This window comes from Streptomyces sp. NBC_00483, from assembly GCF_036013745.1.
Taxonomy (GTDB): domain Bacteria; phylum Actinomycetota; class Actinomycetes; order Streptomycetales; family Streptomycetaceae; genus Streptomyces.
In genome coordinates, this window is the sequence record NZ_CP107880.1 from 7,544,009 (window position 1) to 7,569,888 (window position 25,880).

Annotated in this window: 25 protein-coding genes; 10 read left to right on the forward strand and 15 right to left on the reverse strand. The window is 70.4% G+C overall.

Features of this window, described 5'->3' with window-relative positions:
• Window positions 1-7: 7 nt before the first annotated feature.
• Window positions 8-511, forward strand: a complete 504-nt coding sequence (locus OHA73_RS33775; RefSeq protein ID WP_327656932.1) for a methylated-DNA--[protein]-cysteine S-methyltransferase — start codon at window positions 8-10, stop codon at window positions 509-511.
• Here OHA73_RS33775 and OHA73_RS33780 read toward each other — a convergent pair.
• The 8 genes from OHA73_RS33780 to OHA73_RS33815 form a co-directional block, all read right to left on the reverse strand.
• Entirely contained in the window at window positions 508-1,113 is a 606-nt protein-coding gene (locus OHA73_RS33780) for a dihydrofolate reductase family protein (protein WP_266715395.1), read from the reverse strand. The two genes, OHA73_RS33775 and OHA73_RS33780, sit on opposite strands and share 4 nt — an antisense overlap.
• A gap of 66 nt (window positions 1,114-1,179) precedes the next feature.
• The gene (locus OHA73_RS33785; RefSeq protein WP_327656933.1) at window positions 1,180-1,902 is read right to left on the reverse strand and encodes an SIR2 family NAD-dependent protein deacylase; all 723 of its coding nucleotides are present in this window, start codon (window positions 1,900-1,902) and stop codon (window positions 1,180-1,182) included.
• 15 nt (window positions 1,903-1,917) lie between these two features.
• Window positions 1,918-3,360: a uridine transporter UriT gene (uriT, locus tag OHA73_RS33790; RefSeq protein WP_327656934.1), complete on the reverse strand. Its 1,443-nt coding sequence runs from the start codon at window positions 3,358-3,360 to the stop codon at window positions 1,918-1,920.
• Window positions 3,357-4,322, reverse strand: a complete 966-nt coding sequence (gene uriH, locus OHA73_RS33795; protein ID WP_327656935.1) for a uridine-preferring nucleoside hydrolase UriH — start codon at window positions 4,320-4,322, stop codon at window positions 3,357-3,359. Before uriH ends, uriT begins: the two co-directional genes overlap by 4 nt.
• A 147-nt stretch (window positions 4,323-4,469) precedes the next feature.
• The gene (locus OHA73_RS33800) at window positions 4,470-4,964 is read right to left on the reverse strand and encodes an NUDIX domain-containing protein (RefSeq protein ID WP_266715399.1); all 495 of its coding nucleotides are present in this window, start codon (window positions 4,962-4,964) and stop codon (window positions 4,470-4,472) included.
• A gap of 92 nt (window positions 4,965-5,056) precedes the next feature.
• Window positions 5,057-5,944: a helix-turn-helix domain-containing protein gene (locus OHA73_RS33805; protein WP_443063152.1), complete on the reverse strand. Its 888-nt coding sequence runs from the start codon at window positions 5,942-5,944 to the stop codon at window positions 5,057-5,059.
• Window positions 5,945-5,953: 9 nt separating this feature from the next.
• Complete coding sequence (locus OHA73_RS33810; RefSeq protein WP_266715400.1) at window positions 5,954-6,775, reverse strand: alpha/beta fold hydrolase; 822 nt, start codon at window positions 6,773-6,775, stop codon at window positions 5,954-5,956.
• Window positions 6,776-6,840: 65 nt separating this feature from the next.
• A complete protein-coding gene (locus OHA73_RS33815; protein ID WP_267068650.1) occupies window positions 6,841-7,941 on the reverse strand; it encodes an ADP-ribosylglycohydrolase family protein in 1,101 nt (366 codons plus the stop codon).
• A gap of 188 nt (window positions 7,942-8,129) precedes the next feature.
• On the opposite strand from OHA73_RS33815, the gene OHA73_RS33820 reads away from it, so the two are divergent.
• The 3 genes from OHA73_RS33820 to OHA73_RS33830 all read left to right on the forward strand — a co-directional run bounded on the left by OHA73_RS33820 (window position 8,130) and on the right by OHA73_RS33830 (window position 10,947).
• Entirely contained in the window at window positions 8,130-9,281 is a 1,152-nt protein-coding gene (locus tag OHA73_RS33820; RefSeq protein ID WP_267068649.1) for a glycerate kinase, read from the forward strand.
• Between the two features lie 265 nt (window positions 9,282-9,546).
• Complete coding sequence (locus OHA73_RS33825; protein ID WP_266715403.1) at window positions 9,547-9,984, forward strand: glutaredoxin domain-containing protein; 438 nt, start codon at window positions 9,547-9,549, stop codon at window positions 9,982-9,984.
• A 231-nt stretch (window positions 9,985-10,215) separates the two neighbouring features.
• Window positions 10,216-10,947 carry a class I SAM-dependent methyltransferase gene (locus OHA73_RS33830; RefSeq protein ID WP_327656936.1) on the forward strand — a complete coding sequence of 244 codons (732 nt, stop codon included), beginning with the start codon at window positions 10,216-10,218 and terminating at the stop codon, window positions 10,945-10,947.
• Here the strand turns inward: OHA73_RS33830 and OHA73_RS33835 are convergent.
• Window positions 10,936-12,132: a helix-turn-helix domain-containing protein gene (locus OHA73_RS33835; RefSeq protein WP_266715405.1), complete on the reverse strand. Its 1,197-nt coding sequence runs from the start codon at window positions 12,130-12,132 to the stop codon at window positions 10,936-10,938. The genes OHA73_RS33830 and OHA73_RS33835 overlap by 12 nt on opposite strands.
• A gap of 246 nt (window positions 12,133-12,378) precedes the next feature.
• Here OHA73_RS33835 and OHA73_RS33840 point away from each other — a divergent pair, with 246 nt between their 5' ends.
• From OHA73_RS33840 to OHA73_RS33865, 6 genes are all read left to right on the forward strand, one after another.
• Complete coding sequence (locus OHA73_RS33840; RefSeq protein WP_327656937.1) at window positions 12,379-13,218, forward strand: ABC transporter ATP-binding protein; 840 nt, start codon at window positions 12,379-12,381, stop codon at window positions 13,216-13,218.
• Window positions 13,215-14,048, forward strand: a complete 834-nt coding sequence (locus tag OHA73_RS33845; protein ID WP_327656938.1) for an ABC transporter ATP-binding protein — start codon at window positions 13,215-13,217, stop codon at window positions 14,046-14,048. Before OHA73_RS33840 ends, OHA73_RS33845 begins: the two co-directional genes overlap by 4 nt.
• The gene (locus OHA73_RS33850; protein ID WP_266715408.1) at window positions 14,045-14,944 is read left to right on the forward strand and encodes a branched-chain amino acid ABC transporter permease; all 900 of its coding nucleotides are present in this window, start codon (window positions 14,045-14,047) and stop codon (window positions 14,942-14,944) included. The genes OHA73_RS33845 and OHA73_RS33850 overlap by 4 nt, the downstream gene beginning before the upstream one ends.
• Window positions 14,937-16,061 (forward strand): branched-chain amino acid ABC transporter permease, encoded by a 1,125-nt coding sequence (locus OHA73_RS33855; RefSeq protein ID WP_443063153.1) that lies wholly within the window; start codon window positions 14,937-14,939, stop codon window positions 16,059-16,061. The genes OHA73_RS33850 and OHA73_RS33855 overlap by 8 nt, the downstream gene beginning before the upstream one ends.
• Window positions 16,058-17,335 (forward strand): ABC transporter substrate-binding protein, encoded by a 1,278-nt coding sequence (locus OHA73_RS33860; RefSeq protein WP_267068645.1) that lies wholly within the window; start codon window positions 16,058-16,060, stop codon window positions 17,333-17,335. The genes OHA73_RS33855 and OHA73_RS33860 overlap by 4 nt, the downstream gene beginning before the upstream one ends.
• 113 nt (window positions 17,336-17,448) lie before the next feature.
• Window positions 17,449-19,305: an ABC transporter ATP-binding protein gene (locus OHA73_RS33865; RefSeq protein ID WP_327656939.1), complete on the forward strand. Its 1,857-nt coding sequence runs from the start codon at window positions 17,449-17,451 to the stop codon at window positions 19,303-19,305.
• A gap of 137 nt (window positions 19,306-19,442) precedes the next feature.
• Here the strand turns inward: OHA73_RS33865 and pssA are convergent, their stop codons facing one another.
• From pssA to OHA73_RS33895, 6 genes are all read right to left on the reverse strand, one after another.
• Window positions 19,443-20,246 (reverse strand): CDP-diacylglycerol--serine O-phosphatidyltransferase, encoded by an 804-nt coding sequence (gene pssA / locus OHA73_RS33870; RefSeq protein WP_266715411.1) that lies wholly within the window; start codon window positions 20,244-20,246, stop codon window positions 19,443-19,445.
• A 31-nt stretch (window positions 20,247-20,277) separates the two neighbouring features.
• Window positions 20,278-20,934: a phosphatidylserine decarboxylase gene (locus OHA73_RS33875; protein ID WP_266715412.1), complete on the reverse strand. Its 657-nt coding sequence runs from the start codon at window positions 20,932-20,934 to the stop codon at window positions 20,278-20,280.
• Between the two features lie 194 nt (window positions 20,935-21,128).
• Window positions 21,129-22,334: an acyl-CoA dehydrogenase family protein gene (locus OHA73_RS33880; protein ID WP_267068643.1), complete on the reverse strand. Its 1,206-nt coding sequence runs from the start codon at window positions 22,332-22,334 to the stop codon at window positions 21,129-21,131.
• A gap of 2 nt (window positions 22,335-22,336) precedes the next feature.
• The gene (locus OHA73_RS33885; protein ID WP_267068642.1) at window positions 22,337-22,849 is read right to left on the reverse strand and encodes a MaoC family dehydratase; all 513 of its coding nucleotides are present in this window, start codon (window positions 22,847-22,849) and stop codon (window positions 22,337-22,339) included.
• A 5-nt stretch (window positions 22,850-22,854) separates the two neighbouring features.
• Window positions 22,855-23,817 carry an HpcH/HpaI aldolase/citrate lyase family protein gene (locus OHA73_RS33890; protein ID WP_266715415.1) on the reverse strand — a complete coding sequence of 321 codons (963 nt, stop codon included), beginning with the start codon at window positions 23,815-23,817 and terminating at the stop codon, window positions 22,855-22,857.
• Complete coding sequence (locus OHA73_RS33895) at window positions 23,814-25,862, reverse strand: protein meaA (RefSeq protein ID WP_327656940.1); 2,049 nt, start codon at window positions 25,860-25,862, stop codon at window positions 23,814-23,816. Before OHA73_RS33895 ends, OHA73_RS33890 begins: the two co-directional genes overlap by 4 nt.
• Between the last annotated feature and the right edge of the window lie 18 nt (window positions 25,863-25,880).

Consider the following 25,880-nt stretch of genomic DNA (forward strand, 5'->3'; position numbering starts at 1 on the left):
GCACGCCATGCACACGCACAAGCAGCACACGGTCATCGACAGCCCCTACGGCCCGCTCACCCTCGTCGCCACCGACGCGACCCTCTCCGGCCTCTATATGACCGACCAGCGCCACCGCCCCGCCGACGAGACCTTCGGCGTCCGCGACGAGCGTTCCTTCGGCCCGGTCATCGACCAGCTCAACGCCTATTTCCAGGGCGAGTTGACGGAGTTCGACCTGCCACTGGACCTGCACGGCACCCCGTTCCAGCGCTCCGTCTGGGCAGAGCTCCAGCGGATCCCGTACGGCGGGACCCGTACGTACGGGGAGCTGGCCGAGGCGCTCGGAAAGCCGAAGGCCTCGCGCGCCGTGGGCCTCGCCAACGGCAAGAACCCCATCGGCGTCATCGTCCCCTGCCACCGCGTCATCGGCGCGAACGGCGACCTCACCGGCTACGGCGGCGGCCTCGACCGCAAGCGCCGGCTGCTGGACTTCGAGCGCTCCTCCGCCACGGCCGACGCCCTGTTCTAGCCTCCGTACACCCCGTACGCCGGCATCCCCGCCGTCTCGAAGACGTGCACGGAGAGGCCGCCCGCCGTGGAGCGCTGGCTGATCGGGTGCAGGCCCGCCGGGGTGCCGCCGTCCGGGAACAGGCGGCGGCCCCGGCCCACCACGACCGGGGCGATCGCGAGCCGCAGCTCGTCGACGAGGCCTGCCGCGAGGAGCGACTGGGCGAGCCGTGCGCTGCCGTGGATCTGCAGCTCACGACCGGGTTGCTGCTTCAGCGCGTCGACCTCGGCGGCGATGTTGCCCGCCAGGATCGTGGTCGGGCTCCAGTCGGCCTCGGCCAGGCTCTGGGCGGCGACGTACTTCGGCAGGCCGTTCATGATCGGGGCGAAGGGGTGGTCGGTCATCGTCGGCCAGTCCCGCGCGAAGTTCTCGTACGTCCGGCGCCCGAACAGCAGCCCGTCCGCCCGGCCGAGCCAGCCTTCGGCGATCCCCATGAACTCCTCGTCCACGTACGGCACGAACCAGCCGCCGCGCGTGAACCCGTCACTGGTGTCCTCGTCGGGGGAGCCCGGACCCTGCGACACACCGTCCAGCGTCAGGAACTCCTGCACCACCAGCTTCATCGGGTACCGCCTCTCGTAGGTCGCTGCCCTCAGCCTGCCGGACGCAGAGGGCGTGCGCAGCGAGACCTACGCATCGGCGAGTTCACGGAGCAGCCGCGGCACCGCGGTCCCGATCGGCTCCCGTACGACCTCGTCGGCCACGTCGTCGTACGGGGTCGGTTCGGCGTTGACCGCCACCAGGCGGGCGCCGTGCTCGGCGGCGAGGCCCGCGAGTCCGGCCGCCGGATGGACCTGGAGAGAGGATCCGACGGCGAAGAAGACCTCGGACGCCTTGGTGACCTCGACGGCCTCGCCGAGCACCAGCGGGTCGAGGTTCTCGCCGAACATCACGGTCGTCGACTTGAGGATGCCGCCGCACACGAGGCACGGCGGGTCGTCCTCGCCCGCGTCCAGACGCGCGAGGGCCTCCGCCATGGGGCCGCGCGTGTCGCACTCCGTGCACATGAACTGCCTTGCAGAGCCGTGCAGTTCGAGCACCTTGCGGGTGGGCGTGCCGGCGAGCTGGTGCAGCCCGTCGACGTTCTGCGTGATGACCCGGACCGAGGCGCCGGACCTGTCGAGCTCCGCGATCGCCCGGTGCGCCGCGTTCGGCTCGGCGGTCAGCGTGACGGCCCGGCGCCGCACCTGCCAGGCGCGGCGCCGGATCTCCGGGTCGTTCATGTAATACCCGTACGTGACGAGCTTCTCGGCGTCGGGATCCTTCCGCCACACACCGTTCGGGCCGCGGTAGTCCGGGATCCCGGAGTCGGTGCTGATGCCGGCGCCGGTGAGGAACGAAACCAGGGTCATGACCTCAACGGTAGGTCAGTCCGTCGCCTCCGCGTGCACCGGCTTCGGGATCAGCAGCGACGTGAACAGGGCCGCCACGATGAGCACGAGACCCGCCACGACACCGGCGCTGTAGCCGCCGACCGAGGTGCCGCCCGAGGGGGCGACCGAGTCCATCGCCGCGTACAGGACCACGAAGCTGAGGCCCGCGCCGAGGTTGAAGCAGCCCGCGTTGAGGCCCGGCAGGAAGCCGGGGTTCTCGGGCGGGGAGAGCACGATGCCGAGGCCGTTCAGCATGATGTTGGCCATGCCCGCGTACGTGACGCCCAGCAGGATCGAGACCGCCAGGACGAGGCCCGACGAGTCCGTCTGGAGGGTCAGCAGAGCCAGGACCGTCGAGACCGCCGTGGCGATCAGTCCGGTGCGCAGGATGCGGCCGTAGCCGAACGTCGCCGCGAGGCGTCCCGAGATCGGGCCCATGGCCAGGCCCGCGAGCGCGTACGGGGTCAGCGTCCACCAGGTCGCGCCCTCGGCGCCGAGGCCGAGCCCCACCGAGGTGTCCTGCGCGAAGCCGGGCAGCAGACCGTTCATGATCGCGAAGACGCCGGTCATGGTCAGCATGGTGGACAGGAGCAGCGACCAGGTCGCGCGGCGCCTCAGCAGGTGCGTGGTGACCAGCGGGTGCGAGGAGCGGTTCTCCATGCGCCAGAACGCCCAGAAGGCGAGCACGGCGACGACCAGCAGGCCGACCGCCAGCGGCCAGTTCGCCGCGGCCAGCTTGCCCGCCTCGTTGAAGGCGATCAGGAGCGCGCCGACGGAGATCACCAGGAGCAGCACGCCCGGCCAGTCCATCGGCGGCCGCTCGGCCGCGCGGGACTCCGGGGCGAAGAGGCGTACGAGCAGGGCCGAGAGGGCCGCGAAGGCGGTCATGACCCAGAAGATCGACGCGTAGCCGTAGTGCTCGGCGAGCGAGCCGCCCGCGAACGAGTCGACGCCCGCGATGCCGCCGTTGACGGCGGTGACGACGCCCATGAGGGTGCCGTACCGCTTCGGGTCCGGGATCTCGACGCGCAGCATGATCAGGGCGAGCGGGATCGTCGGGCCCGAGGCGCCCTGGATGACACGGCCCACGGCGAGCATCCCGACGGAGGTCGCGAGCGCGGAGATCACACACCCGACGGCCATCAGGACCATCATCCCGGTGAGCACCTTGCGGCGGCCGATCAGATCGCCGAGGCGCGGCAGGAAGAGCGAGAACAGCGCGGCGGCCGTGAAGAACGCGGTCTGCGTGACACCGATCGCGGACGCGGTGGTGTCCAGCTCGTCCGCCATCGTCGCGAGCGCGGGGCTGAGCATCGAGGCGTTGAGCTGGAAGGCGAAGCTGGCCGCGAGCAGCGCGACCATGAGGGCGCCGATCCTGACCGGTCGTCCCGCATCGGGGCCGCCGGCCGAGGAGTGGGGGGAGGCGGCGACGTTCATGCTGCGGGCGCCCCGTTCCCTTCGGGCTCACCGATGCGCTCCAGCGCGTCCACGACGAGGTTCCAGAACCGCTCGTGGTCCAGGTCGACGGCGACCTGGGTGTGGCAGTCGTCGGGCGCGGGCGCGCGCAGGTCGGTGACGGTCATGCCGAGCGTGAGGGAGCCGCGCAGCTCGATGTCGACGGGCGCCTTGCGGACGGTCATGACGCTCGGGTCGATGACGTACGCGACGGCGCAGGGGTCGTGCACGGGCGGGTGCTCGAAGCCCTGGTTCTCGCGGTAGGCCTCGCGGAAGAACTCGAGCAGTTCGAGCACGAACTGCGCGGGCTTCGTGCCGACGGCCTTGATCTTCTGCTCGACGGCCGGGGTGGCGAGCGCCTGGTGGGTGAGGTCGAGCCCGACCATCGTGACCGGCCACTTCTCGTTGAAGACGATGTGGGCGGCCTCGGGGTCGATCACGATGTTGAACTCGGCGACCGGGCTCCAGTTGCCCTCGTGGTAGCCGCCGCCCATCAGGACGACCTCGCGGACGCGCTCGACGATGCGCGGCTCCTTGCGGGCGGCGAGCGCGATGTTCGTGAGGCCCGCGGTCGGCACGATGGTGATCTCACCGGGCTCGTGCGCCATCACCGTGTCGATGATCAGGTCCACCGCGTGCCGCTCGTCGAGCTCGAAGGCGGCGTCCGGGAGATCGGGTCCGTCGAGGCCCGTGTCGCCGTGGATCTCGGGCGCGGTCTCGATCGTACGGATCAGCGGCCGCGGGCAGCCCGCGGCGAACGGCACCCCGGTGATGCCGGCGATCGCCGCCACGGAGAGGGCGTTGCGCGTCACCTTCTCCAGGGTCTGGTTCCCGACGACGGTGGTCACGGCGACCAGGTCGATGTCGGGATTGCCGTGCGCGAGCAGCATCGCGACCGCGTCGTCGTGCCCCGGGTCGCAGTCGAGAATGATCTTCCTGGTCAACGGATTGAGCCCCTTTGCTCTGGTGCGAGCCCGCGTCCTGCCCCCGGTCGGATCGGCACGTGCTCTAAAAAACTGTCCACGGAAACATGACCCGGCGCCACACGAGTTGTCAACGCGCGTAGACGGCGGGTGGCCTGCGCGCCGGGCTCAGCCGGTGACCGGCTCGCCGTTCTCCAGCTCGACCGTGCCCGATCCGCTGTCCAGCACGTCGAGGGCGGCGCTCACCCGCCGGCCCAGCGACCCGAGCAGGTACGCGCCGAGCTCGGCGCGCTCCACGAACCGCCACGACAGCAGCTCCTCCTCCTGCAGCCGGATGGCCTTCTGCTGCGCCTCGGTCAGGACCCCGCCGTCGTAGAGGTACGCCACGAGCGGCGGCCGCCCCGTCCCCGGCACCCAGTCCACGGCAAGGAGTCGCCCCACGGGTACGTCGAGCCCGATCTCCTCCAGCGTCTCGCGGCGCGCGCCCTGCCGCGGCGACTCCCCGTCGTCCGACTCCACGGTGCCGCCGGGCAGCGCCCAGCCCTCCCGGTAATTGGGCTCGACGAGCAGCACCCGCCCCTCCGCGTCCCGGAACAGTGCGGCGGCGCCGACCAGGACGCGGGGGAGGCCTGCGATGTACGTGGCGTAGTCAAGGGTGGTCATCGGGCCACCCTAATAGCGCCATCTGTGCGGGTTCGGGGGCGGGTTTCGGTGCGGGTTTCGGTGCGGGGCCAGGCGTGGGATTCGGTGCGGTTTCAGGTCGTGGCGGGCCAGGTGTCCGGCCATGCCACGTCGTCGATCGCGAGCCACGGTGCGCGGGCCACGACGGTGGGGGTGAGGCCGGTGAACTCCCGTACGTCGCGGTGCAGATGGGGCTGGTCGACGTAGCCGCAGGCGGTGGCGACGTCGGCGGCCGGGCGCCCCGCAGCCAGCAGATGGGCGGCGTGGTCGAACCGTACGAGGCGGGCGGCGCGCTTGGGGGTGATGCCCAGTTGGGACCGGAAGCGGGCGCACAGCCTGCCCCGGCTCCAGCCGACCTCGTCCGCAAGGCCTTCGACCCGCACCCGCCCCCGGCGGGCCAGCGTCCGCCGCCAGATGTGGGCGACCTCGGGATCGACCCGTGGGGAGGTGTCGAGGCGGCGGCCGATGACCTCTGTCGCGATCGCGAACCGCTCGTGCCAGGAACCGGCGGCGCGCAGTCTGCCCTCGAACCCGTCCGCAGAGTGCCCCCAGGTATCGGCGAGGGACACCACGGTCCCGCTGAGGTCGGCCGACGCGCCGAACACCGCGGTCGCCAGGGCCGGTTGGAGACGTATCTGGAGACATGTGCCCACCCGTCCCGAGGTCCGGAGCTCGCCGGGGAGCAGCCCGATGACGGCGCTGCCGCGTCCGGTCCTGCCCTGGCTGTCGTAGACGATGTCGTCCTCGTCGCTCAGGTCGATGAGCAGGGTGACGGACGGGTGCGCGACCATGCTGATGTTCATGGGGGCGGGGGTGCCGGGGACGCGCTGACTGAACCCGGCCATGCTGATCCCCGGCAGCCGGAGCGCCGGGGGCGGGACCGAGATGTCCATCGCGTCCCAGTCGGGTGGGGCCCCGATGGCTGCCCCGATGGTTGTCCCGATTGTCTCGATCGGCGGCATGTGGCCAGTCTAGGACCGTGGTTGGCGTGCCGTCGCGACGAAGTCCAGCAACAGTTCGCCGGTCGCCTCCGGGGCTTCGAGGAGGGGGAGGTGCCCGACGCCGGGCAGCATCTCCACGCGCGCGTTCGGCACCGTCGCGTAGCTCTGCGCCGACGCCGGGTCCCAACGGGGGTCGGCGGCACCGAAGATGACCAACACCGGGATGCCGAGCGGGGCGAGCCGCTCGGGCACCGTGCGCTCGGTGATGTACGCGCCGTTCTCGCGCAGGACCGCCCGGAACGCGCCGTACGGGATGCCCTGCACGCCTGCGATCAGCTCCTCCGGAACGTCCACGGGGCGGGCGGCCGTCGACCTGATGCCCGCGCGGACCCAGGCGTCCGAGCGCATCGACCAGATGAGCCGGCCGAGCGGCGGGCCCGTCAGGAAGCGCAGGATGAACGGCTGCGGGAGGAGCGCGTCCATGCGCGGGCCCGAGCTGATCAGCGTGAGCGAGCGCACCAGGTCGGGGCGCTGTTCGGCGAGTGCGGTGGCGATGTAGCCCCCGCTGGAGTGCCCGGCCACGGCGACGTCCCGCAGCCCGAGATCGTCGAGCAGCTCGGCCAACGCGGCGGCCTGCGCCGGTACTTCGTAGGTCGGGGCGGGCGGGGAGTGGCCGCAGCCGGGCAGGTCGACCCGGATGACGTGATGGTGTTCCGCGAGGGCCGGGACCATCGGGATCCAGCAGCCGCCCGCGGCCCCCGATCCGTGGATGAGCAGGAGGGGCGGCGCCTGTGGCGGGCCGTCGTGGACCACGTGCATCCCGTGCGAGAGTTCAACGTCGTACGTAGTCATACGGCGAGGGTGCACGGGCGGCGGGCTCCCGGTCTTGTAAAAATGTCGCGCCCGGGGGGCACGGCTTACGACGGGTCCTGGGCCCCGGCCAACAACTCCACGGTACGCGCCGCCAGTTCACTGATACGTACGCCGTCGAAGCCGAACACCGCGCTGCGGACCCGGTCCTCCAGGGGCTCGGTCCACTGCGCGGGGATCGCGGCGGCGCCGCACAGCACGCCCGCGAACGAGCCGGCCGTCGCACCGTTGGAGTCCGTGTCGAGGCCGCCGCGGACCGTCAGGGCCACGGTGCGGGTGAAGTCCCCGTCGCCGTACAGCAGCCCGGCGGTGAGCACCGCGGCGTTCGGGACCGTGTGGATCCAGCCGAGGCCCGCCGTCTCCTCGGCGACCGTGGCGAGCGTCTCCTCCCATGTCAGCCGCGAGTCGTGCAGGGAGGCCGTGCGGCGTACGACGCGGGCCAGGCGGCTGCTCGCGGGGATCACGCAGAGCGCGGCGTCGAGGGCGGCGCGCGGGGTCGGCGCGGTGAAGGCGGCGGAGATCAGGGCGGCGGCCCACATCGCTCCGTAGACGCCGTTGCCGGTGTGCGAGAGGACCGCGTCGCGGCGGGCCAGGGAGGCGGCGCGGCGCGGGGCGCCCGGGTTGGTCCAGGCGAAGACGTCCGCGCGGATCAGGGCGCCGATCCACTCCTGGTGGGGGTTGTCGAACGTCGCCGTGAGCGGGGGCTTCAGCCCGTTCGCGAGATTCCGGTACGCCGCGCGCTCCGCCGTGAACGTCTGGAGGTAGGGGAGGCGAAGCAGCCACAGCTCGCCGACCTGCTCCGTCGTGAACGCGAAACCGTGGGTCTCCAGGAGGTGCAGGCCGAGCACCGCGTAGTCCACGTCGTCGTCGCGGCAGCTGCCGTGGATGCGGCCGCGCACGCACTGGCGCCACTCGGGGCGCAGCGCCAGCGCCACCTCGTCCGACGGGGGCTCCGGCAGATAGTCGGTCAGGGGCAGGGCCTCGGCCTGCCGCAGATAGCGGTCGATGCGCTCGCGCGTCCACACCTCGCCCTGCTCGACCGGCTTGCCGAGCATGTTGCCGGCGATCCGGCCGAGCCAGCCGCCGAGCACACGGTCGGCGAGGGCGCGTTCGGTGAGGTCGGTGAGCCGGGGGCTCGTTGGCGTCATGAGTCCGGTGTACCCGCTTTTGAAGATCAACGGTCGCGTTGGTTTGCGGCTCTTTGTACGCGTATTCCGGCGGCGATCGCCGGTCCGCGGACCGGACGACCATGGGCAGCGGACCCCTCCTGCGGTTAAGGTCGCAGCGGCGCGACTGCCTTGCCTCGAGCAAGGCGCAACAGCAAGGGGAGAGCAAGGTGGCGGACGCTGCAGGGGCTGCGCGGCACGTGTTGATCGCGGCGGACAAGTTCAAGGGCTCGCTCACCGCGGTGCAGGTCGCACAGCGTGTGACGGCGGGTCTGCACCGGGTCGCGCCCGAGGTCACGGTGGAGTCCGTGCCGGTCGCGGACGGTGGCGACGGGACGGTGGCGGCCGCGGTCGCGGCCGGGTTCGAGCGCCGCGAGGTCCGGGTGACCGGGCCCCTCGGCGAGCCGGTCGTCGCCGCGTACGCGCTGCGCGAGGGCACGGCCGTCGTGGAGATGGCGGAGGCGTCAGGCCTCCAGCTGCTGCCCGAGGGCGAGTTCGCGCCGCTCACGGCGACGACGTACGGGTCCGGTGAGGTGATCACCGCGGCGCTCGACGCCGGGGCACGCTCGATCGTGTTCGGTGTGGGCGGCAGCGCCACGACGGACGGCGGCGCGGGCATGCTCGTGGCGCTCGGCGCGCGGCTGCTGGACGCGGAGGGCGCGCCGGTCGGGCCGGGCGGTGGCGCGCTCGCGGGCCTGGCCTCGGCCGATCTGTCCGGGCTCGACGCGCGGCTTGCCGATGTCGAACTCGTCCTGGCGAGCGACGTCGACAATCCGCTGACCGGGCCGAAGGGCGCGCCCGCGATCTACGGCCCGCAGAAGGGCGCCACTCCGCAGGACGTCGCCGAGCTGGACGCGGCGCTGGCCCACTACGCGAAGGTGCTCTCCGAGTCGGTGGGGCCGAAGGCGCTCGAGTACGCGGAGTCGCCGGGGGCCGGTGCCGCGGGTGGCATCGGGTTCGGGGCGCTGGTCGGGCTCGGGGCGAGCTTCCGGCCCGGTATCGAGGTCATGCTCGACGTTCTCGGATTCGCGCCCGCGCTGGAGCGGGCCGAGCTCGTGATCACCGGCGAGGGCTCGCTGGACGAGCAGACGCTGCACGGGAAGGCGCCGGCGGGTGTCGCGTCGGCGGCGCGCGCGGCGGGCGTCGAGGTCGTCGCCGTGTGCGGGCGGCTTGCGCTGGCGCCGGAGGTATTGGGGCGGGCCGGGATCCGCCGGGCGTACGCACTCACGGACGTGGAGCCGGATGTGGCCCGCTGCATCGCCGAGGCGGGGCCGATCCTGGAGGACGTCGCCGCGTCCATCGCGGAGGACTTCTTGCGCTGAGGCGGGGCGGGGGCCGTGGCGGCGGCTTCGTCGGTGTTGCGCTGCGGCGGGGTGCCGTGGGCGGGCCCTGCGTTTCCGTCGCGCGGCACCGTGACGGTTGCCCAACCGTGGCCGGGGCCCCTGGTCCTGGTTGCGCGGTACCGGGGGCCGCCTTGCCCACCCTGCCGCCCTTGGCGGCAGATTGCCCAAGGCGGGGCGGCCACATCCTGCATGTTGCCCAAGGCGGGGCGGCCACATCCTGCCCGTGCCGATAGCCTGCGTCACCATGATGCGCGCATGGATCCTGCCGATGGTGTTTGTGCTCAGTGGCTCGGCCCTCGCGACCGGGCAGTTCCTCAACGGCAGTCCCGCCATGGCCACGGCACTCCTGCTGGCGTTTCTCGTGCTCGCCGCCGTGAACTCGCCCGTGATCTTCCCGAGGTCGATCGGCGCGCAGGAGGCGCAGCGTCGCAGCGCGGCCGACGGCCGGCCGGTTGTCTTCTGGCGTCCGGGCTGCAAGTTCTGCATACGGCTGCGCCTCCGGCTCGGCCGCAGCGCCCGCCGGCTGCACTGGGTCAACATCTGGCACGACCCGGCAGGAGCCGCCGCGGTGAGGGTCGCCAACGGCGGCAACGAGACCGTGCCGACCGTCGTCGTGGCGGGCCGGCCCCACACCAACCCGGACCCCGAGTGGGTGCGCGAACAGCTCTCCGCTTCCGGGTGACCGCAGAATTGCCCCCTCGTGCTCCCGCCGGAATCGCCCCGCCCCGACCCTCGGTGCCCCCGTGCAGGCCGGTTCCGGCAGGTCGTGGGTGGCAGGGCCGCCGCCGGGGCCGCACAAGGTCTCGTGCCCGTTCCGGGCCGCGCGCGACACCGCCTCCCAAGCCGCTCACCTGCCAGAATGCGGGCCCCCGGGTAGCCTGGGGCGTGTCAACTCGCCGGTGAGGGAGACTTGTTGAAGCGATACATGCGCACCACGGATGACGTCCTGGAGATGCTCGACCGGGCCTTCCCGAGTACCGGCGGAGCCGACTGGTGGGATCGGTTCTATGGCGACCGGGAGCGGGACGTTCCGTTCTTCGTCGAGAAGGCCGACGAGAATCTCGTCGCCCACCTCGACAAGGGGCCGATCCGCCCGGAGGGCCGCGCGCTGGACCTCGGGTGCGGGCCAGGCCGCAACACCCTGCACTTCGCCGCCCGCGGCTTCGACGTGGACGCCGTCGACCTGTCGGCCACCGCTGTGGCCTGGGGCAAGGAGCGGGCCGCGGCCGCAGACGCGGACGTACGGTTCCACCAGGGGGACATCTTCGACGTCCAACTCCCGTACGACACGTACGACGTGGTGTACGACTCCGGGTGTCTGCACCACCTCCCGCCGCACCGCCGCATCAGCTATCTCGCCCTGCTCGACCGCGTACTCGCGCCCGGCGGCTACTTCGGACTCGTCTGTTTCGCCGCGGGAGCGATGGGCTCCGAAGCGTCCGACGAGGAGCTGTACCGGAGCGGCGACCTTGAAGGCGGTATCGCCTTCGCCACCGATGAACTGCGCCACATCTTCGGCGAGTTGGAGGAGGTCGAGATCCGGCCCATGGCCGCGCAGGGCGAGGGATCGGCGACGTACGGAGTGCCCTTCCTTCTCACCGCGCTGTTCCGGCGTCCCGAACCCGATCCCCGCTCACCCCGGTGACAACCGGTACGCGTCCAGCGCCAACGTCATCTCCATCAGATCCCGTGGCCGCGACAGCGAACGCGACGTCAACTGCTCCAGCCTGCGCAGCCGGTTGAAGACCGTGTTGCGGTGGCAGTACAGGCGGCCCGCCGCCCGTCCCGCCGACCCCTCGCACGCCAGCCACGCGTCCAGCGTCTCCAACAGGACCGCCCGGTCGGCCGGTTCGAGCGCGAGGAGCTCGCCGAAGACGCCCGACACCAGGCGCTGCGCCAGGTCCGGCTGGCTCACCACCAGTGCCGTCGGCATCCGCTCGTCCAGGCGGACCACCCCCGTGGTGTCCGGCGGGCAGGTGCGCAACGCGAGTTCGGCGAGGCGGCGGGCGTGGCCGAGCTCGGCGAGCCCCTTGACGACGGGGCTGACCCCGCCGGGGCCCGGGCAGCGGCCGTCGAGCAGCGCCGCCAGGTCGTCCAGCGTGCGGCCCGCCCCGAGCGCCGCCACCCCCACCTCGCAGTCCGCCCGCATCCGCCATACGAACCGGAACCGCGGGTCCTGGATCCGCCGGTGGAACGCCTCGCGCCCGCCCTGCCGCTCCACCCGGAGCACGACGACCGCGTACGGGCCGTGCTCGGGCAGGTCGAGGCCCGCTGCCGCGCGCGCCGCGAGGCCCGGCGCGGGGCGGCCGTCCAGGAGCGCGTCGAGCAGCGCCTGGGTCTGCTCGTCGGTACGGCGGCGCAGCTCCAACTCCGTTGCCCGGTACGCCTCTGAGGCCGCCTCGGCCTGCGCGTCCACCGCCGCCCACACCATCGTCGCGGAACGCATCAGCGCCTTCAGCCGGGCCGGTTCGCCGCCCGCGCTCTCCATCAGGGCGTCCCAGACGAGATAGCCCGCGTTGCGGTAGGCGTGGATCAGGAGGTCGAGCGGCAGCCCCTGACCCGCCCGGCGCCGGCCCGCGTCCTCCGCGTACTCCAGGTCCTTGCGCGGCGAGTCGCGTGGCGCCGAGATCGTCTCGACGCCGATGCGCATCGCCTGCTCGGCCTCCCGCCACTGGGCGTCGTACGGCAGCACGCGCGCGTAGACGTCCGAGTGCGCGAAGAGCTGCCGCAGATGCTCGTCGACGAGTTCCGGCACCCGGTCGAGGAGCGTGCCGCAGGCCTCCTTCAGCAGCTGCCAGTCCTGGCCCGTGCGGTGTTTGCGTGTTCCCATCGCCCCTCCCCAACGAGCCGTACGAGTCGTTAAAGCGACGGCAAAGGACTCACCCGCTTGTGCGGAGGATGCCACCCGCCGCCCGTCCCCGGCAGGCCCCTGACACGCGGTCTTGTGCGCGGGCACAACCGGGGCGGTCAGGGGCTGGTCCCGCGCAGCGATTCGCGGGTCGCCCGTGGACGGGCCGTCCGCACGGTGCTGTCGTGAGCGCCACCGGTCCAGGGAGGGACGCACACAGTGACCGATGTGAGCGATGCAAGAGAACCAGGGCTCCTCGTCGACGACGTATCCGTCGGCTACGGGCCCGTACGCGCCCTGCGCGGAGTGACGTTGGAGGTACCTTCGGGGTCCGTCGTCGCCGTGCTCGGCGGCAACGGAGCGGGCAAGACGACGCTGCTGCGCGCCGTCTCGCGCACCCTCGGCTTCCACGGCGGGGCGGTGACGTCCGGCACGGTGGACTTCGGCGGCCGGCGGATCGGTGGCATGTCCGCCGACCGTGTGGTGGCCGCCGGGGTCTGCCAAGTCCCTGAGGGGCGGCGGGTGTTCGCGCGGATGACCGTCGCGGACAATCTGCGGGCCGGGGCGCTCGGATCGCACGGTTCGCGGGCCGCCAAGGCGGCGGCGCTGCGGCGCGTGCACGAACTCTTCCCCGTACTCGCCGACCGGGCGCAGCAGCGGGCGGGGCTGCTGTCCGGCGGCGAGCAGCAGATGCTGGCCGTGGGCCGCGCCCTGATGGCCGCGCCGAAGCTGCTGCTCCTGGACGAACCGTCGCTGGGGCTCGCCCCGTTGATGGCCGCCCGGATCGCCGAGACGATCCGCGAGATCAACGCCCAGGGCGACCGCCAGGTCTCCGTACTCCTCGTCGAACAGAACGCGGCGCTCGCGCTGCGGCTCGCCTCGCACGCGTACGTCCTGGAGGTCGGCGAGATCACCCTGCACGGCCGCGCCGACGAACTCGCAGGATCCGACGAGGTGCGCCGCCGCTATCTGGGCGTGGTCGACGAGACGGCCGCGTCGGACGCCGCGGCCGCGACCGGCGGGTCCGCGCACACGCCGACGCTCAGCCGTTGGGGAGGCGCGCGATGACGAACGTGGCGACCTCGCACGTGGACGTACCGCCGCCGCACGCGGACGTACCGCCGCTGTACGTAAGGGACTTGACCGTGCGCTTCGCGGGTCTCACCGCCCTCGACGCCATCGGCATGACCGTCGATCCGGGCACGGTGCACGCCGTCATCGGCCCGAACGGAGCGGGCAAGTCCACCACCTTCAACGTCCTCTCCGGCGTCTACCGGGCCACCTCCGGCACCGTCCACCTCGGCGAGCGCGAACTGACCGGCCTGCCCCCGCACCGCATCGCCGAACTCGGCGTCGCCCGCACCTTCCAGAACCTCGCCCTGCCGCCGCACACCACCGTCGCCGACAGCCTGCTGCTCGGCCGGCACAGGCTGACCCGCGCGGGCTTCGTCGCGGCCGGCCTGCGGCTGCCTTCGGCGGTCCGCGAGGAGCGCCTCCACCGCGAACGGGTCGCGGAGATCGCCGAGTTCGTCGGCATCGCCGACCAACTCACCACACCCACCGGCTCGTTGCCGTACGGCGCGCAGAAGCTCGCCGAACTCGCCCGAGCCCTGTGCATGGAGCCCAGGATCCTTCTCCTCGACGAACCCGTCGCCGGCATGACCGCCGACGAACGCCGCCGCACCGCAGCCGTCATCGCGGGCGTCCGCGACAGCCTCGGCATCTCGATCGTCCTGGTCGAACACGACATGGGTGTCGTCATGCGGCTCGCCGACGAGGTGACGGTCCTCGATTTCGGCCGCCGCATCGCGGGCGGCCCCCCGGAACGGGTGCAGAACGACCCGGCGGTGGTCCAGGCGTACCTGGGCACCCCCGAAGAGCCGGAGGCCTCCGCATGACTGATTTCACGACGTTTCTCGAACTCCTCATCAACGGCATCTCGATGGGCTCCGTCTACGCGCTGATCGCCCTCGGCTTCGTCGTCATCTTCCGGGCCACCGAGGTGGTCAACTTCGCCCACGCGTCGCTGCTGCTCGCGGGCGGCTACGTCATCGCGTCGCTCCACGACGACATCGGGTTCTGGCCCGCGGTCGGTGTCGGCATCGCGGCCGCGGCCGTCGTCGGCGCCTCCGTCGAGTTCTTCGTGATGCGGCGCTACCGGGGGCGCGACCACAGCGTCCTCGCCATCGTCACCATCGGCGTCGACATCCTCCTGACCACCGAACTCACCCGCCGCCTCGGCACGGACGTGCTCGCCATGGGAGACCCGTGGGGCGATGCCGTGCTCACCGTCGGCGGGGTCTCCATCGCGCACACCCGGATCGCGGCGCTCGCCGCGGCGGCCCTGCTCATCACCACCTTCCTGCTCACGTTCCGCTACACCTCGTGGGGCGTCGCGATGCGCGCCGCCGCCGAGAGCAGCGAGACCGCCGCGCTGATGGGCGTACGGCTCGGGCGGGTGTCGCTCGGCGCGTGGGCGGTGGCGGGCGGGCTCGCCGCCGTCGCCGCGCTGTTCCTGACCGTGTTCCCGACGCCGGGCCTCGAACGGGCCACGTCACTCGCCGCGTTGAAGGCCTTCCCCGCCGCGATCCTCGGCGGACTCGACTCCACCACCGGCGCGCTCGTCGGCGGGCTCATCGTCGGCGTCACCGAGTCCCTCGCCGCCGGCTACCAGAGCGAACTCGCCTTCATGGGCCGCGGCCTCGGCGACGTCGCGCCCTATCTCGTGATGACCGTGATCCTGCTGCTGCGGCCCTCGGGGCTCTTCGGGACGAAGGAGCTGGCCCGTGTCTGACGTACTCGCCTCGGATGCCCCACCGGCCAAGCCCCGCACCACGTACGGCAGTTCACTGCGGGGGCGCCTCTCGCGCCGCCGTACGTACGTCATCGCGGCCTGCGCCCTGCTGCTGCTCGCCCTGCCGTTCTACGTGGAGCGCTTCTGGCTTCAGGCGGGCCTGTTCGCCATGGCCGCCGCCATCGGCGCCATCGGCCTCAACCTGCTGACCGGCGCGACCGGGCAACTCTCCATGGGGCACGCCTTCTTCCTCGCCGTCGGCGCCTACGGGTACTGCGTGTTCGCGGGGGAGCGGGGCCAGACGCTGGACGGGCTCGGCCTTCCGCCGTGGCTCGCCGCCGTGCTCGCGGTGCTCGTCGCGGGCGTCGCGGGCGGCCTGTTCAGCCCCATCGCGGGCCGCCTCAAGGGCGCGTACCTCGGCATCGCGACCCTCGCGCTGATCTTCATCGGACAGCACGTCCTGTTCAACGCCGAGGACCTGACCGGCGGCGCGAATGGGCGCGACGTGCCCGCCATGAGCCTGTTCGGCCTCACCTTCGACGAGAGCGAACTCGCCGTCGCAGGCGTGCCGTTCGGTGCATCCGAGAAGCTCTGGTACCTGGGGCTGCTGCTCACGCTCGGCTGCGGGCTCTTCGCCCGCGGCGTGCTGCGTGGACGGCCGGGACGGGCACTGAACGCGATCCGCGACCACCGCATCGCGGCCGGGGTGCTCGGCGTGCCGGTCGCCCGCTACCGCGGCTTCGTCTTCGTGCTCTCGTCGATGTACGCGGGGCTCGCGGGCGTACTGCTCGCCCTGATCTTCCAGCGCACCGTGCCCGACTACTTCGGCATCACGCTCTCCCTCGAATACCTCGCCATGATCGTCATCGGCGGCCTCGGATCCGTGGCGGGCGCCGTCATCGGCGCGGCCTTCGTCTCGCTCCTGCCGCAACTGCTCACCCGGTACAGCGACGCCCTGCCCCTGGTCTCCGCCCCCGGCACCGGCGGCGTGGCACCGGGCGAGGCGTCCCGCTATCTGTACGGCGCCGCCGTCGTGGCGGTGGTCCTTTTCCTACCCGGCGGACTTGTGCGGCTGACCGCCCCGCGCGCCAGGAAACACCCTCAGGAGGACGCATGAACCCAAGGAACGGCCGCACCCGCATGGTCACGGTGACCGCCGTGGCCACCCTGCTCGCACTGACCGCCGCGTGCAGCTCCAAGGCCAAGGACGACGGGGACGGCGACAAGCAGAGCGCGGGCGGCGTCAAGACCGGCAAGGGCATCACCGGCAAGACGATCAACCTCGGCGTCCTCACCGACATGACCGGCGTCTACGCGACGCTCGGCAAGAGCGTCACCCAGGCGCAGCAGCTGTACGTGAAGCAGTTCAACGCCGCGGGCGGCGCCTGCGGCTACAAGGCCAAGCTGACCGTGCGCGACCACGGCTACGACCCGCAGAAGGCCGTCGCCGGCTACACGGAGCTGGCACCCGACGTGCTCGGCTTCCCGCAGTTCCTCGGCTCGCCGTTCGTGGCCGCCGTCAAGAAGCGCATCGACGGCCAGGACAAGGCCCTCGTCCTGCCGCAGGCCTGGTCGGCGCATCTGCTCGGCAGCCCGTACGTGCGCGTCATCGGGTCGACGTACGACATCGAGACGATCAACGCGATCGACTTCCTGATGAAGGAGAAGGGCCTCAAGAAGGGCGACAAGCTCGGCCACGTCTACTTCGAGGGCGACTACGGCGAGAACGCGCTGCAAGGCTCCGAGTACATGGCGAAGAAGGAGGGGCTGACCCTCGTCAAGCAGAAGATCAAGCCGACCGACAACGATATGACCGCCCAGGTCACCGCCCTGAAGAAGGCCGGCGTCAAGGGCGTCGTGATCAGCGCGGGCCCGCGCCAGGCGGCCTCCCTCGTCGGCGTCGCGGCGGCGGCGAAGCTGAACGCGCCGATCATCGGCAACAACTCGGCGTACTCGCCGCAGCTGCTCGGCACGCAGGCCGCCCCGGCGCTGCTGAAGAACTACTGGGTCGCCTCGCCCTCGCTGCCCATCGGCGCGGACACCCCGGAGGCGAAGAAGCTCGTCGCCGACTACAAGAAGGCGTATCCGAAGGACTCGCTCGACAACGGCGTCGTCGCGGGCTGGACCGCCGCGGCCGTGTTCGGCGAGGCCCTGAAGAAGGCCTGCGAGGACAAGGACCTCACACGTGAGGGCGTCGACAAGGCACTGCTGTCCCTCAGTGACTTCGACAACGGCTTCGGCGTCGCCCAGGACTTCAGCGACCCCAAGGCCCCGTCCTCCCACGAATCGGTGATCCTGCAGCCCGACAAGTCGGCGGTCGGCGGCATGAAGGTCGTGCGTGAGCCGTCCGAGTCCGCAGAGGCCAAGGGCTATACGCCGACGGTGAGTTGACGTCCGCGTGTGTCGGCCGCGCCGGGGCATCCGAACGCGCCCGGCCTGGCCGACACACCCCTCCTCGCCCCGAAAACACGTGGACCGCCCGCACCCCGTCACGGGACACTCCGATGTTCGGCCCCACCATCGGCCGAGAACCCACACCCCTCCAACACCCAAGGGACGGGATCGGATTGACCTCATTACGCGAAGTGCCACCGAGTCGCGGCTCGGTACTGCTCGCACTCCGCTTCTACGGACGGGAACTGGCCAGGGCACGCCGGTTCGCGGTCCCCGCGATGCTGCTGCCCGCACTCGGCAATATCGGCCTCTTCTACCTCGCGCCGCTCGTCGTCGCCAAGCTCGTCGGCCACCTCGCCGACGGTGGTGAGCGCACCGTCGACGCGATGCTGCCGTACGTCCTCTGCTTCGCCGGTGTGCTGCTCGCCGCCGAAGTGATGTGGCGCATCGGATACCACTGCATCAACCGGCTCGAGGCGGGCGCCATCTCGCGCCTGTACGTGATCGGCATGGACGAGCTGTACGCGAAGGACGTCACGTTCTTCCACGACAACTTCGCCGGCTCGCTCACCAAGCGCGTCCTGAGCTTCGCCTCGCGGTTCGAGGAGTTCGCGGACGTACTGATCTTCAACGTGATGGCCAGCTTCGTACCGATCGTGTTCGGATCGGTCGTGCTGTGGCGGTACGAGCCGTGGCTCGTCGTCGTGCTCCTGGCGATGATCGTGGTCACCGGCCTGTGCGTGCGGCCGCTGATCCGTCGCCGCCAGAAGCTGGTCAACGCGCGCGAGGCGGCGTTCACCCACATGTCGGGGCACGTCGCCGACAGCCTGATGAACATGGAGACGGTCCGCGCCTTCGCCGCCGAGGAGCGCGAGGCCGCCGAGCACCGGGAGCGGGTCGCGGACGCGCGCGGCCACATCCTGCGGGCCTGGGACTACGGCAATCTGCGCGTGGACACCCTCGTCGCCCCGCTCTCCGTGCTGACCAACGCCCTCGGACTGCTGCTTGCCGTCGCCCTCGCGGGCAGCGGCCAGGGCGTCGAGGCGATCGTCGTCGCGTTCACGTACTTCACCAACGCGACCCGGATCATGTTCGAGTTCAACCAGATCTACCGGCGTCTGGAACGCGCCATGACAGAGGCGGCCCAGTTCACTGAGCTGCTGCGGGACAAGCCGAAGGTGCTCGACCCGGCCGAGCCCGAGGAGCCGCAGGAGACCTCGGCCGCCGCCGTCCGCTTCGAGCGGGTCGCGTACGCGCACGCCGGCGCGGAGCCGCTGTTCACCGGGCTCGACCTGACCGTGCCCGGTGGCACGCGGCTCGGCCTGGTCGGCCGCTCGGGCGGCGGCAAGACGACGCTGACCAGGCTGCTGCTGCGGATGATGGACATCGACGGCGGCCGGATCCTGATCGACGGCCAGGACATCTCCAAGCTGCGCCAGGCCGACCTGCGGTCCCGGATCGCGTACGTCCCCCAGGAGCCGGCCATGTTCCACCGCAGCCTGCGCGAGAACATCGCCTTCGCCCGGCCGGGGGCGAGCGCGGCGGAGGTCCGTCGGGCGGCGGAGGCGGCACACGTCACCGAGTTCGCCGACGCGCTGCCCGAAGGCTTCGACACGATGGTCGGGGAGCGCGGCATCAAGCTCTCCGGCGGCCAGCGCCAGCGGGTGGCCCTGGCCCGGGCGATCCTGCGCGACGCCCCCATCCTGCTCCTGGACGAGGCGACCAGCGCCCTCGACTCGGAGAGCGAGCTCCTCGTCCAGGAGGCCCTCTGGCGCCTCATGGAGGGCCGCACGGCCCTGGTGGTGGCCCACCGCCTGAGCACGGTGGCCGGCATGGACCACCTGGTCGTCCTGGACCACGGCCGCATCGTGGAACAGGGCACCCACACCGCCCTCCTCTCAGCCCACGGCACCTACGCCAAGCTCTGGCAGCACCAGTCGGGAGGTTTCCTGGAGGAGGTGGCCTGACCATTTCAAGCCCCGCCGGCGATTGAGGCGCGGGGTCCGGGGCAGAGCCCCGAGGCCGCAACCACGGTGCCGGTGACACAAAAAGGCGGTGGGCCCCAGCCAAAGGCTCGGGCCCACCGCCCACACGTACCGCCGGGCTACGGCAACTGCGCCGCACGCGCCTCACGCCGATTCCCACGGAAATTATTCACACGCCGAGCCGTCGCGAAGAGCGGGATCACGGCGCCGAGCACGACCTGCAACGTGCAGCCCGTCGCCAGCAGCAGCTGCCCACCGGGCGCGTCGAACGCCCAGGCCGCGAGGAGCCCCATGCTCGCCACGATCCACCCCAGCATCGCCACCGCGAGCCGCCCCCGCGGCTTCGGGTACTCGACACGGCTGACCATGAGCCACGCCGTACCGATGATCGCGAGGAGCGTCGCCACGAAGGGCAGCTCGAGCAGCACGATCGAGACGACGGTCAGCGCACCGAACGGCGACGGCATCCCCTGGAACGTGCCGTCCTTCACGGTCACGCACGAGAACCGCGCAAGCCGCAGCACCACCGCCAGCAACACCACGATGGCGCCCACCGCCGCGACTCTCTGGTGCGCATCATCGGCGACCATGCCGTAAACCAGCACAAAGTAAGCAGGCGCCAGACCGAAGCTGATCAGGTCCGACAGGTTGTCCAGCTCCGCGCCCATCGGCGAGGACCGCAGCTTGCGCGCCACCAGACCGTCGAACAGGTCGAAGATCGCGGCGGCGAGCATCAGGATCACGGCGGTCGCGGCGGAGTGCCGCGCCATGCCGGAGTCCGAGCTGCCCTGGATGTGCGGGATCAGGATCCCGGTCGTCGTGAAGTAGACGGCCATGAAGCCGCACGTGGCGTTGCCCAGCGTCAGGGTGTCCGCTATCGACAGGCGAAGCGACAGCGGCATCTCTTCCGCGTCGTCCGCCATGTCGTCGTCCGCCCAGGCCGGAGTCTCGTGGTCAGTCACGGTCAATTCGGGTCACCCCAGCCACCGTCTTCTGGCCGACCTCGACGTCGGCCTCGACGCCCTCGGGAAGGTAGATGTCGACACGCGAACCGAAGCGGATCAGGCCGATCCGCTCGCCCTGCTCGACCTTCGTGCCCTGGGGGATGTAGGGCACGATGCGGCGGGCGACGGCGCCGGCGATCTGGATCATCTCGATGTCACCGATCTCGGTGTCGAAGTGCCAGACGACGCGCTCGTTGTTCTCGCTCTCCTTGTTGAACGCCGGGACGAAGCCGCCGGGGATGTGCTCGACGGAGGTCACGGTGCCCGCGAGGGGAGCGCGGTTCACGTGCACGTTCAGAGGGCTCATGAAGATCGCGACGCGGGTGCGCCCGTCCTTCCACGGCATGATGCTCTGCACCACACCGTCGGCCGGGGAGATGACCCGGCCCTCGGTGATCTCGCGCTCGGGGTCGCGGAAGAACCACAGCATGCCGGCCGCCAGAGCGGTGGTCGGTACGGCGAGTGCGGCTGCCTTCTTGGAGCGACGCGAGCGCGCCAGGCTGAGGGCAGCCGTGGCGACGGTCGGGAGAAGCCACGGCGAGGCTCCGCGCGCAAGACGTCCCTTGAGGACGCCGTCGCGTGGTGCAGAGATTTGGCTGTGGGGCATGGATGACCTTCGTAGCGGATGAGGCCGCGCAGTTTACGGGGGGACGGCGGCTTTTCCGGGGATGCTATCGGTTGCGAGCCACAACTGGGCAAGCCAGGAAGCCACATCGGACGGTAGGCATCCCCCGGAGCGCGCCTACGGGGTGTGATCTTCTTCGCGAAGAAACACCCCGTAAACGGACATTTTGCCCAGGATCAGCCTTGGGATCGATACTCCTCGAGGAGTCGACGACCAATGATCATTTTCTGGATCTCGGCGGTACCTTCGCCGATCAGCAACATCGGTGCCTCGCGGTAGAGACGCTCGATCTCGTACTCCTTGGAGAAGCCGTAGCCGCCGTGGATCCGGAACGCGTCCTCCACGACTTCCTTGCAGTATTCGGAGGCCAGGTACTTGGCCATCCCTGCTTCGAGGTCGTTACGTTCCCCGGAGTCCTTTTTGCGTGCTGCATTGACCATCATCGCATGGGCGGCCTCGACCTTGGTGGCCATCTCGGCCAACTTGAACTGGATCGCCTGGTGCTGCGCGATGGGCTTTCCGAAAGTGTGCCTTTGCTGCGCGTAATCGACACCCAGTTCAAATGCACGCTGTGCGACGCCACAGCCACGCGCGGCGACATTCACGCGCCCGACTTCCACGCCGTCCATCATTTGATAGAAGCCCCGGCCGGTCTCCCCGCCCAATACGCGATTGGCCGGAATGCGCAGGTCATCCATGATGAGTTCGGTCGTGTCGACGCCCTTGTACCCCATCTTGTCGATCTTTCCGGGGATGGTCAGGCCCGGACGGACCTCACCGAAACCGGGTTCCTTCTCCACGAGGAACGTCGTCATCGACTTGTGCGGCGCGGAGCCCTCCGGGTGACCTTCATCACTTCGCGTGAGAACCGCCACAAGCGTTGACGAACCACCGTTCGTCAGCCACATCTTCTGGCCGTTCAGAAGGTAACTGTCGCCGTCCTTAACCGCCTTTGACGTGATGGCCGACACGTCGGAGCCAAGTCCCGGTTCGGACATGGAGAATGCGCCGCGCACCTCGCCGAGTGCCATGCGGGGCAGGAAGTGGTCCTTCTGCTCCTGCGTCCCGTGCTGCTTGAGCATGTAGGCGACGATGAAGTGGGTGTTGATGATGCCGGAGACCGACATCCAGCCGCGCGCTATCTCCTCCACGCACAGCGCATATGTGAGCAGTGACTCGCCCAGACCCCCGTACTCCTCGGGGATCATGAGCCCGAACAGGCCCAACTCCTTGAGCCCGTCGACGATCTGCTGCGGGTACTCGTCGCGGTGCTCGAGTTCGGTCGCGACCGGGAGGATCTCTTTGTCGACGAAGTCCCTGACGGTGGACAGAATTTCCTGCTGTACGTCGGTGAGACCGGCGGTCTGGGCGAGTCGTGCCATGGCTACTTCTCCTGCTCCTTGAGCTCGGGGCGGCCCGGCTGTTCGCCGCCGCGTTCCTTGATGTACGTCTCGGTGGGCACCATCACCTTGCGGCGGAAGATGCAGACGAGCGTGCCGTCCTGCTTGTAGCCCTTGGTCTCCACGTAGACGATGCCGCGGTCCGATTTCGACTTGGACGGAGTCTTGTCCAGGACCGTGGTCTCGCCGTAGATGGTGTCGCCGTGGAAGGTCGGCGCCACGTGCTTGAGCGACTCGATCTCCAGGTTGGCGATCGCCTTGCCCGACACATCGGGCACGGACATCCCGAGGAGGAGCGAGTAGATGTAGTTCCCGACGACGACGTTCTTGCCGAAGTCCGTCGTCTTCTCCGCATAGTTCGAGTCCATGTGGAGCGGGTGATGGTTCATCGTCAGGAGACAGAAGAGATGGTCGTCGTACTCGGTGACCGTTTTTCCGGGCCAGTGCTTGTAGACGTCCCCGACGGTGAACTCTTCGTAAGTGCGGCCGAACTGCATTCTCGCTACGCCTCCGGGATCTCGAACTTCGACGTGCGCTGCATGCCGGCCGCACGTCCCTTCCCGGAGATGACGAGCGCCATCTTCCGGCTGGCCTCGTCGATCATCTCGTCGCCGAGCATCGCGGAGCCCTTCTTGCCGCCGGCCTCGGACGTGCAGTAGTCGTACGCGTCCAGGATCAGCTCGGCGTGGTCGTAGTCCTCCTGGGAGGGCGAGAAGACCTCGTTGGCGGCCTCGACCTGGCCGGGGTGCAGGACCCACTTGCCGTCGAAGCCGAGCGCGGCGGCGCGGCCCGCGACCTCGCGGAAGCCGTCGACGTTCTTGATCTGCAGGTAGGGGCCGTCGATCGCCTGGAGGTCGTTCGCGCGGGCCGCCATCAGGATCTTCATCAGGATGTAGTGGTACGCGTCGGCGCCGTAGCCGGGCGGCTGCTCGCCGACGACCAGGGACTTCATGTTGATGGAGGCCATGAAGTCGGCCGGGCCGAAGATGATGGTCTCGGTGCGCGGCGAGGCCTCGGCGATCGCGTTGACGTTGTTGAGGCCCTGCGCGTTCTCGATCTGCGCCTCGATGCCGATCTTGCCGACCTCGAAGCCCATCGTCTTCTCGATCTGGGTGAGGAGGAGATCGAGGGCGACGACCTGCTCGGCGTTCTGCACCTTCGGCAGCATGATGCAGTCGAGGTTCTGCCCCGCGCCCTCGACGACGGTCACGACGTCGCGGTATGTCCACTCGGTCGTCCAGTCGTTGACCCGCACGACGCGCGTCTTGCCCGTCCAGTCGCCCTCGTTGAGGAACTTGACGATGGTGTGCCGCGCCTCCGGCTTGGCGAGCGGGGCGCAGGCGTCCTCCAGGTCGAGGAAGACCTGGTCGGCGTCGAGGCCCTGGGCCTTCTCCAGGAAGCGCGGGTTCGAGCCCGGTACAGCGAGGCAAGAACGGCGCGGGCGAAGGCGGTTGACCTGGGTCATGCGGGGACCTCCAGTGGGTCGAGGTGGTTCGCTGTGCGGATCTCGTCGACGATACGGCCGATGATCTCCGTGATGCCGAAGTCCTTGGGGGTGAAGACGGCGGCCACACCCGCCCGCTTCAGGTCTGCGGCATCGGCATTCGGGATGATGCCCCCGACGATCACGGGGATGTCGGTGGCGCCCGCCTCACGCAGGCGGGCGAGCACGTCGGGCACCAGCTCGGCGTGCGAACCGGACAGGATCGACAGGCCGACGCAGTGCACGTCCTCGGCGAGCGCGGCGGACACGATCTGTTCGGGCGTGAGCCGGATGCCCTGGTAGACCACCTCGAACCCGGCGTCGCGGGCCCGTACGGCGATCTGCTCGGCGCCGTTGGAGTGTCCGTCGAGGCCCGGCTTGCCGACCAGGAGGCGGAGCTTGCCGCCCATTTCGTCACCGGTGCGGCGGACCTTCTCGCGGACCTCGGCCATCGGCGTGCCCTCCTCGGCGGTGACCGCGACCGGCGCCGACGAGACGCCCGTGGGGGCGCGGAACTCGCCGAACACCTCGCGCAGGGCCGCGGCCCACTCGCCGGTCGTGACCCCGGCGCGGGCGCATTCGAGGGTGGCCTCCATGAGGTTCTCCGTACCGGCCGCGGCCTCCTTGAGGCGGTCGAGCGCCTGCCCGGTGGTCGGGTAGTGGAACGGATCGCCCATGCCCTGCCGGTCGGAGGACTCCTCACGCGTCGTACGCCAGTCACCGATGGCCCGGACGACCCGCGCCTCGACGTCGTGGTCCACCGTCATGATCGCGGTGTCCAGGTCGGCGGTGAGCGGGTTCGGCTCGGTCGACTCGTACACGTTCACGCCGACGATCTTCTCCTCGCCGGCCTCGATCCGCGCGCGGCGCTCCGCGTGCGAGGAGACGAGCTGCGACTTGAGGTAGCCGGACTCGACGGCGGCCATGGCGCCGCCCATCTCCTGGATCCGGTCGATCTCGGCGAAGGACTCGGCGACCAGCTCGTCGACCTTCTTCTCGATGACGTGCGAGCCCGCGAAGATGTCCTCGTACTCCAACAGGTCGCTCTCGTGGGCGAGTACCTGCTGGATGCGCAGGGACCACTGCTGGTCCCAGGGTCGGGGGAGGCCCAACGCCTCGTTCCAGGCGGGGAGTTGGACGGCGCGGGCGCGGGCGTCCTTGGAGAGCGTCACGGCCAGCATCTCGAGCACGATCCGCTGGACGTTGTTCTCCGGCTGGGCCTCGGTCAGGCCGAGGGAGTTGACCTGCACCCCGTACCGGAAGCGGCGCTGCTTCGCGTTCTCGATGCCGTACCGCTCGCGCGTGATCTGGTCCCAGATCCGCCCGAACGCCCGCATCTTGCACATCTCCTCGATGAAGCGGACTCCCGCGTTCACGAAGAAGGAGATGCGGGCCACGACGTCCCCGAACTTCTCCTCGGGGACCTGCCCTGAGTCGCGTACGGCATCGAGAACCGCGATGGCGGTGGACATCGCGTAGGCGATCTCCTGGACCGGAGTGGCCCCCGCCTCCTGGAGGTGGTAGCTGCAGATGTTGATCGGGTTCCACTTCGGCATGTTGGCGACCGTGTACGTGATCATGTCGGTCGTGAGCCGGAGCGAGGGGCCCGGAGGGAACACGTGCGTGCCCCGCGACAGGTACTCCTTGACGATGTCGTTCTGCGTCGTTCCCTGGAGCGCCGCGATGTCCGCGCCCTGCTCCTCCGCGACGACCTGATAGAGCGCCAGGGTCCACATGGCGGTGGCGTTGATGGTCATCGAGGTGTTCATCTGCTCCAGCGGGATGTCCTGGAACAGCCGCCGCATGTCACCGAGATGGGACACCGGGACGCCGACCCGGCCGACCTCGCCGCGGGCGAGGATGTGGTCGGGGTCGTAGCCGGTCTGGGTCGGCAGGTCGAAGGCGACCGACAGGCCCGTCTGCCCCTTGGCGAGGTTGTTCCGGTACAGCTCGTTGGACGCCTCGGCCGTGGAGTGACCGGCGTACGTGCGCATCAGCCACGGCCGGTCCTTCTGACGCTCAGTCATCTGCAGGCTCTCCTACGG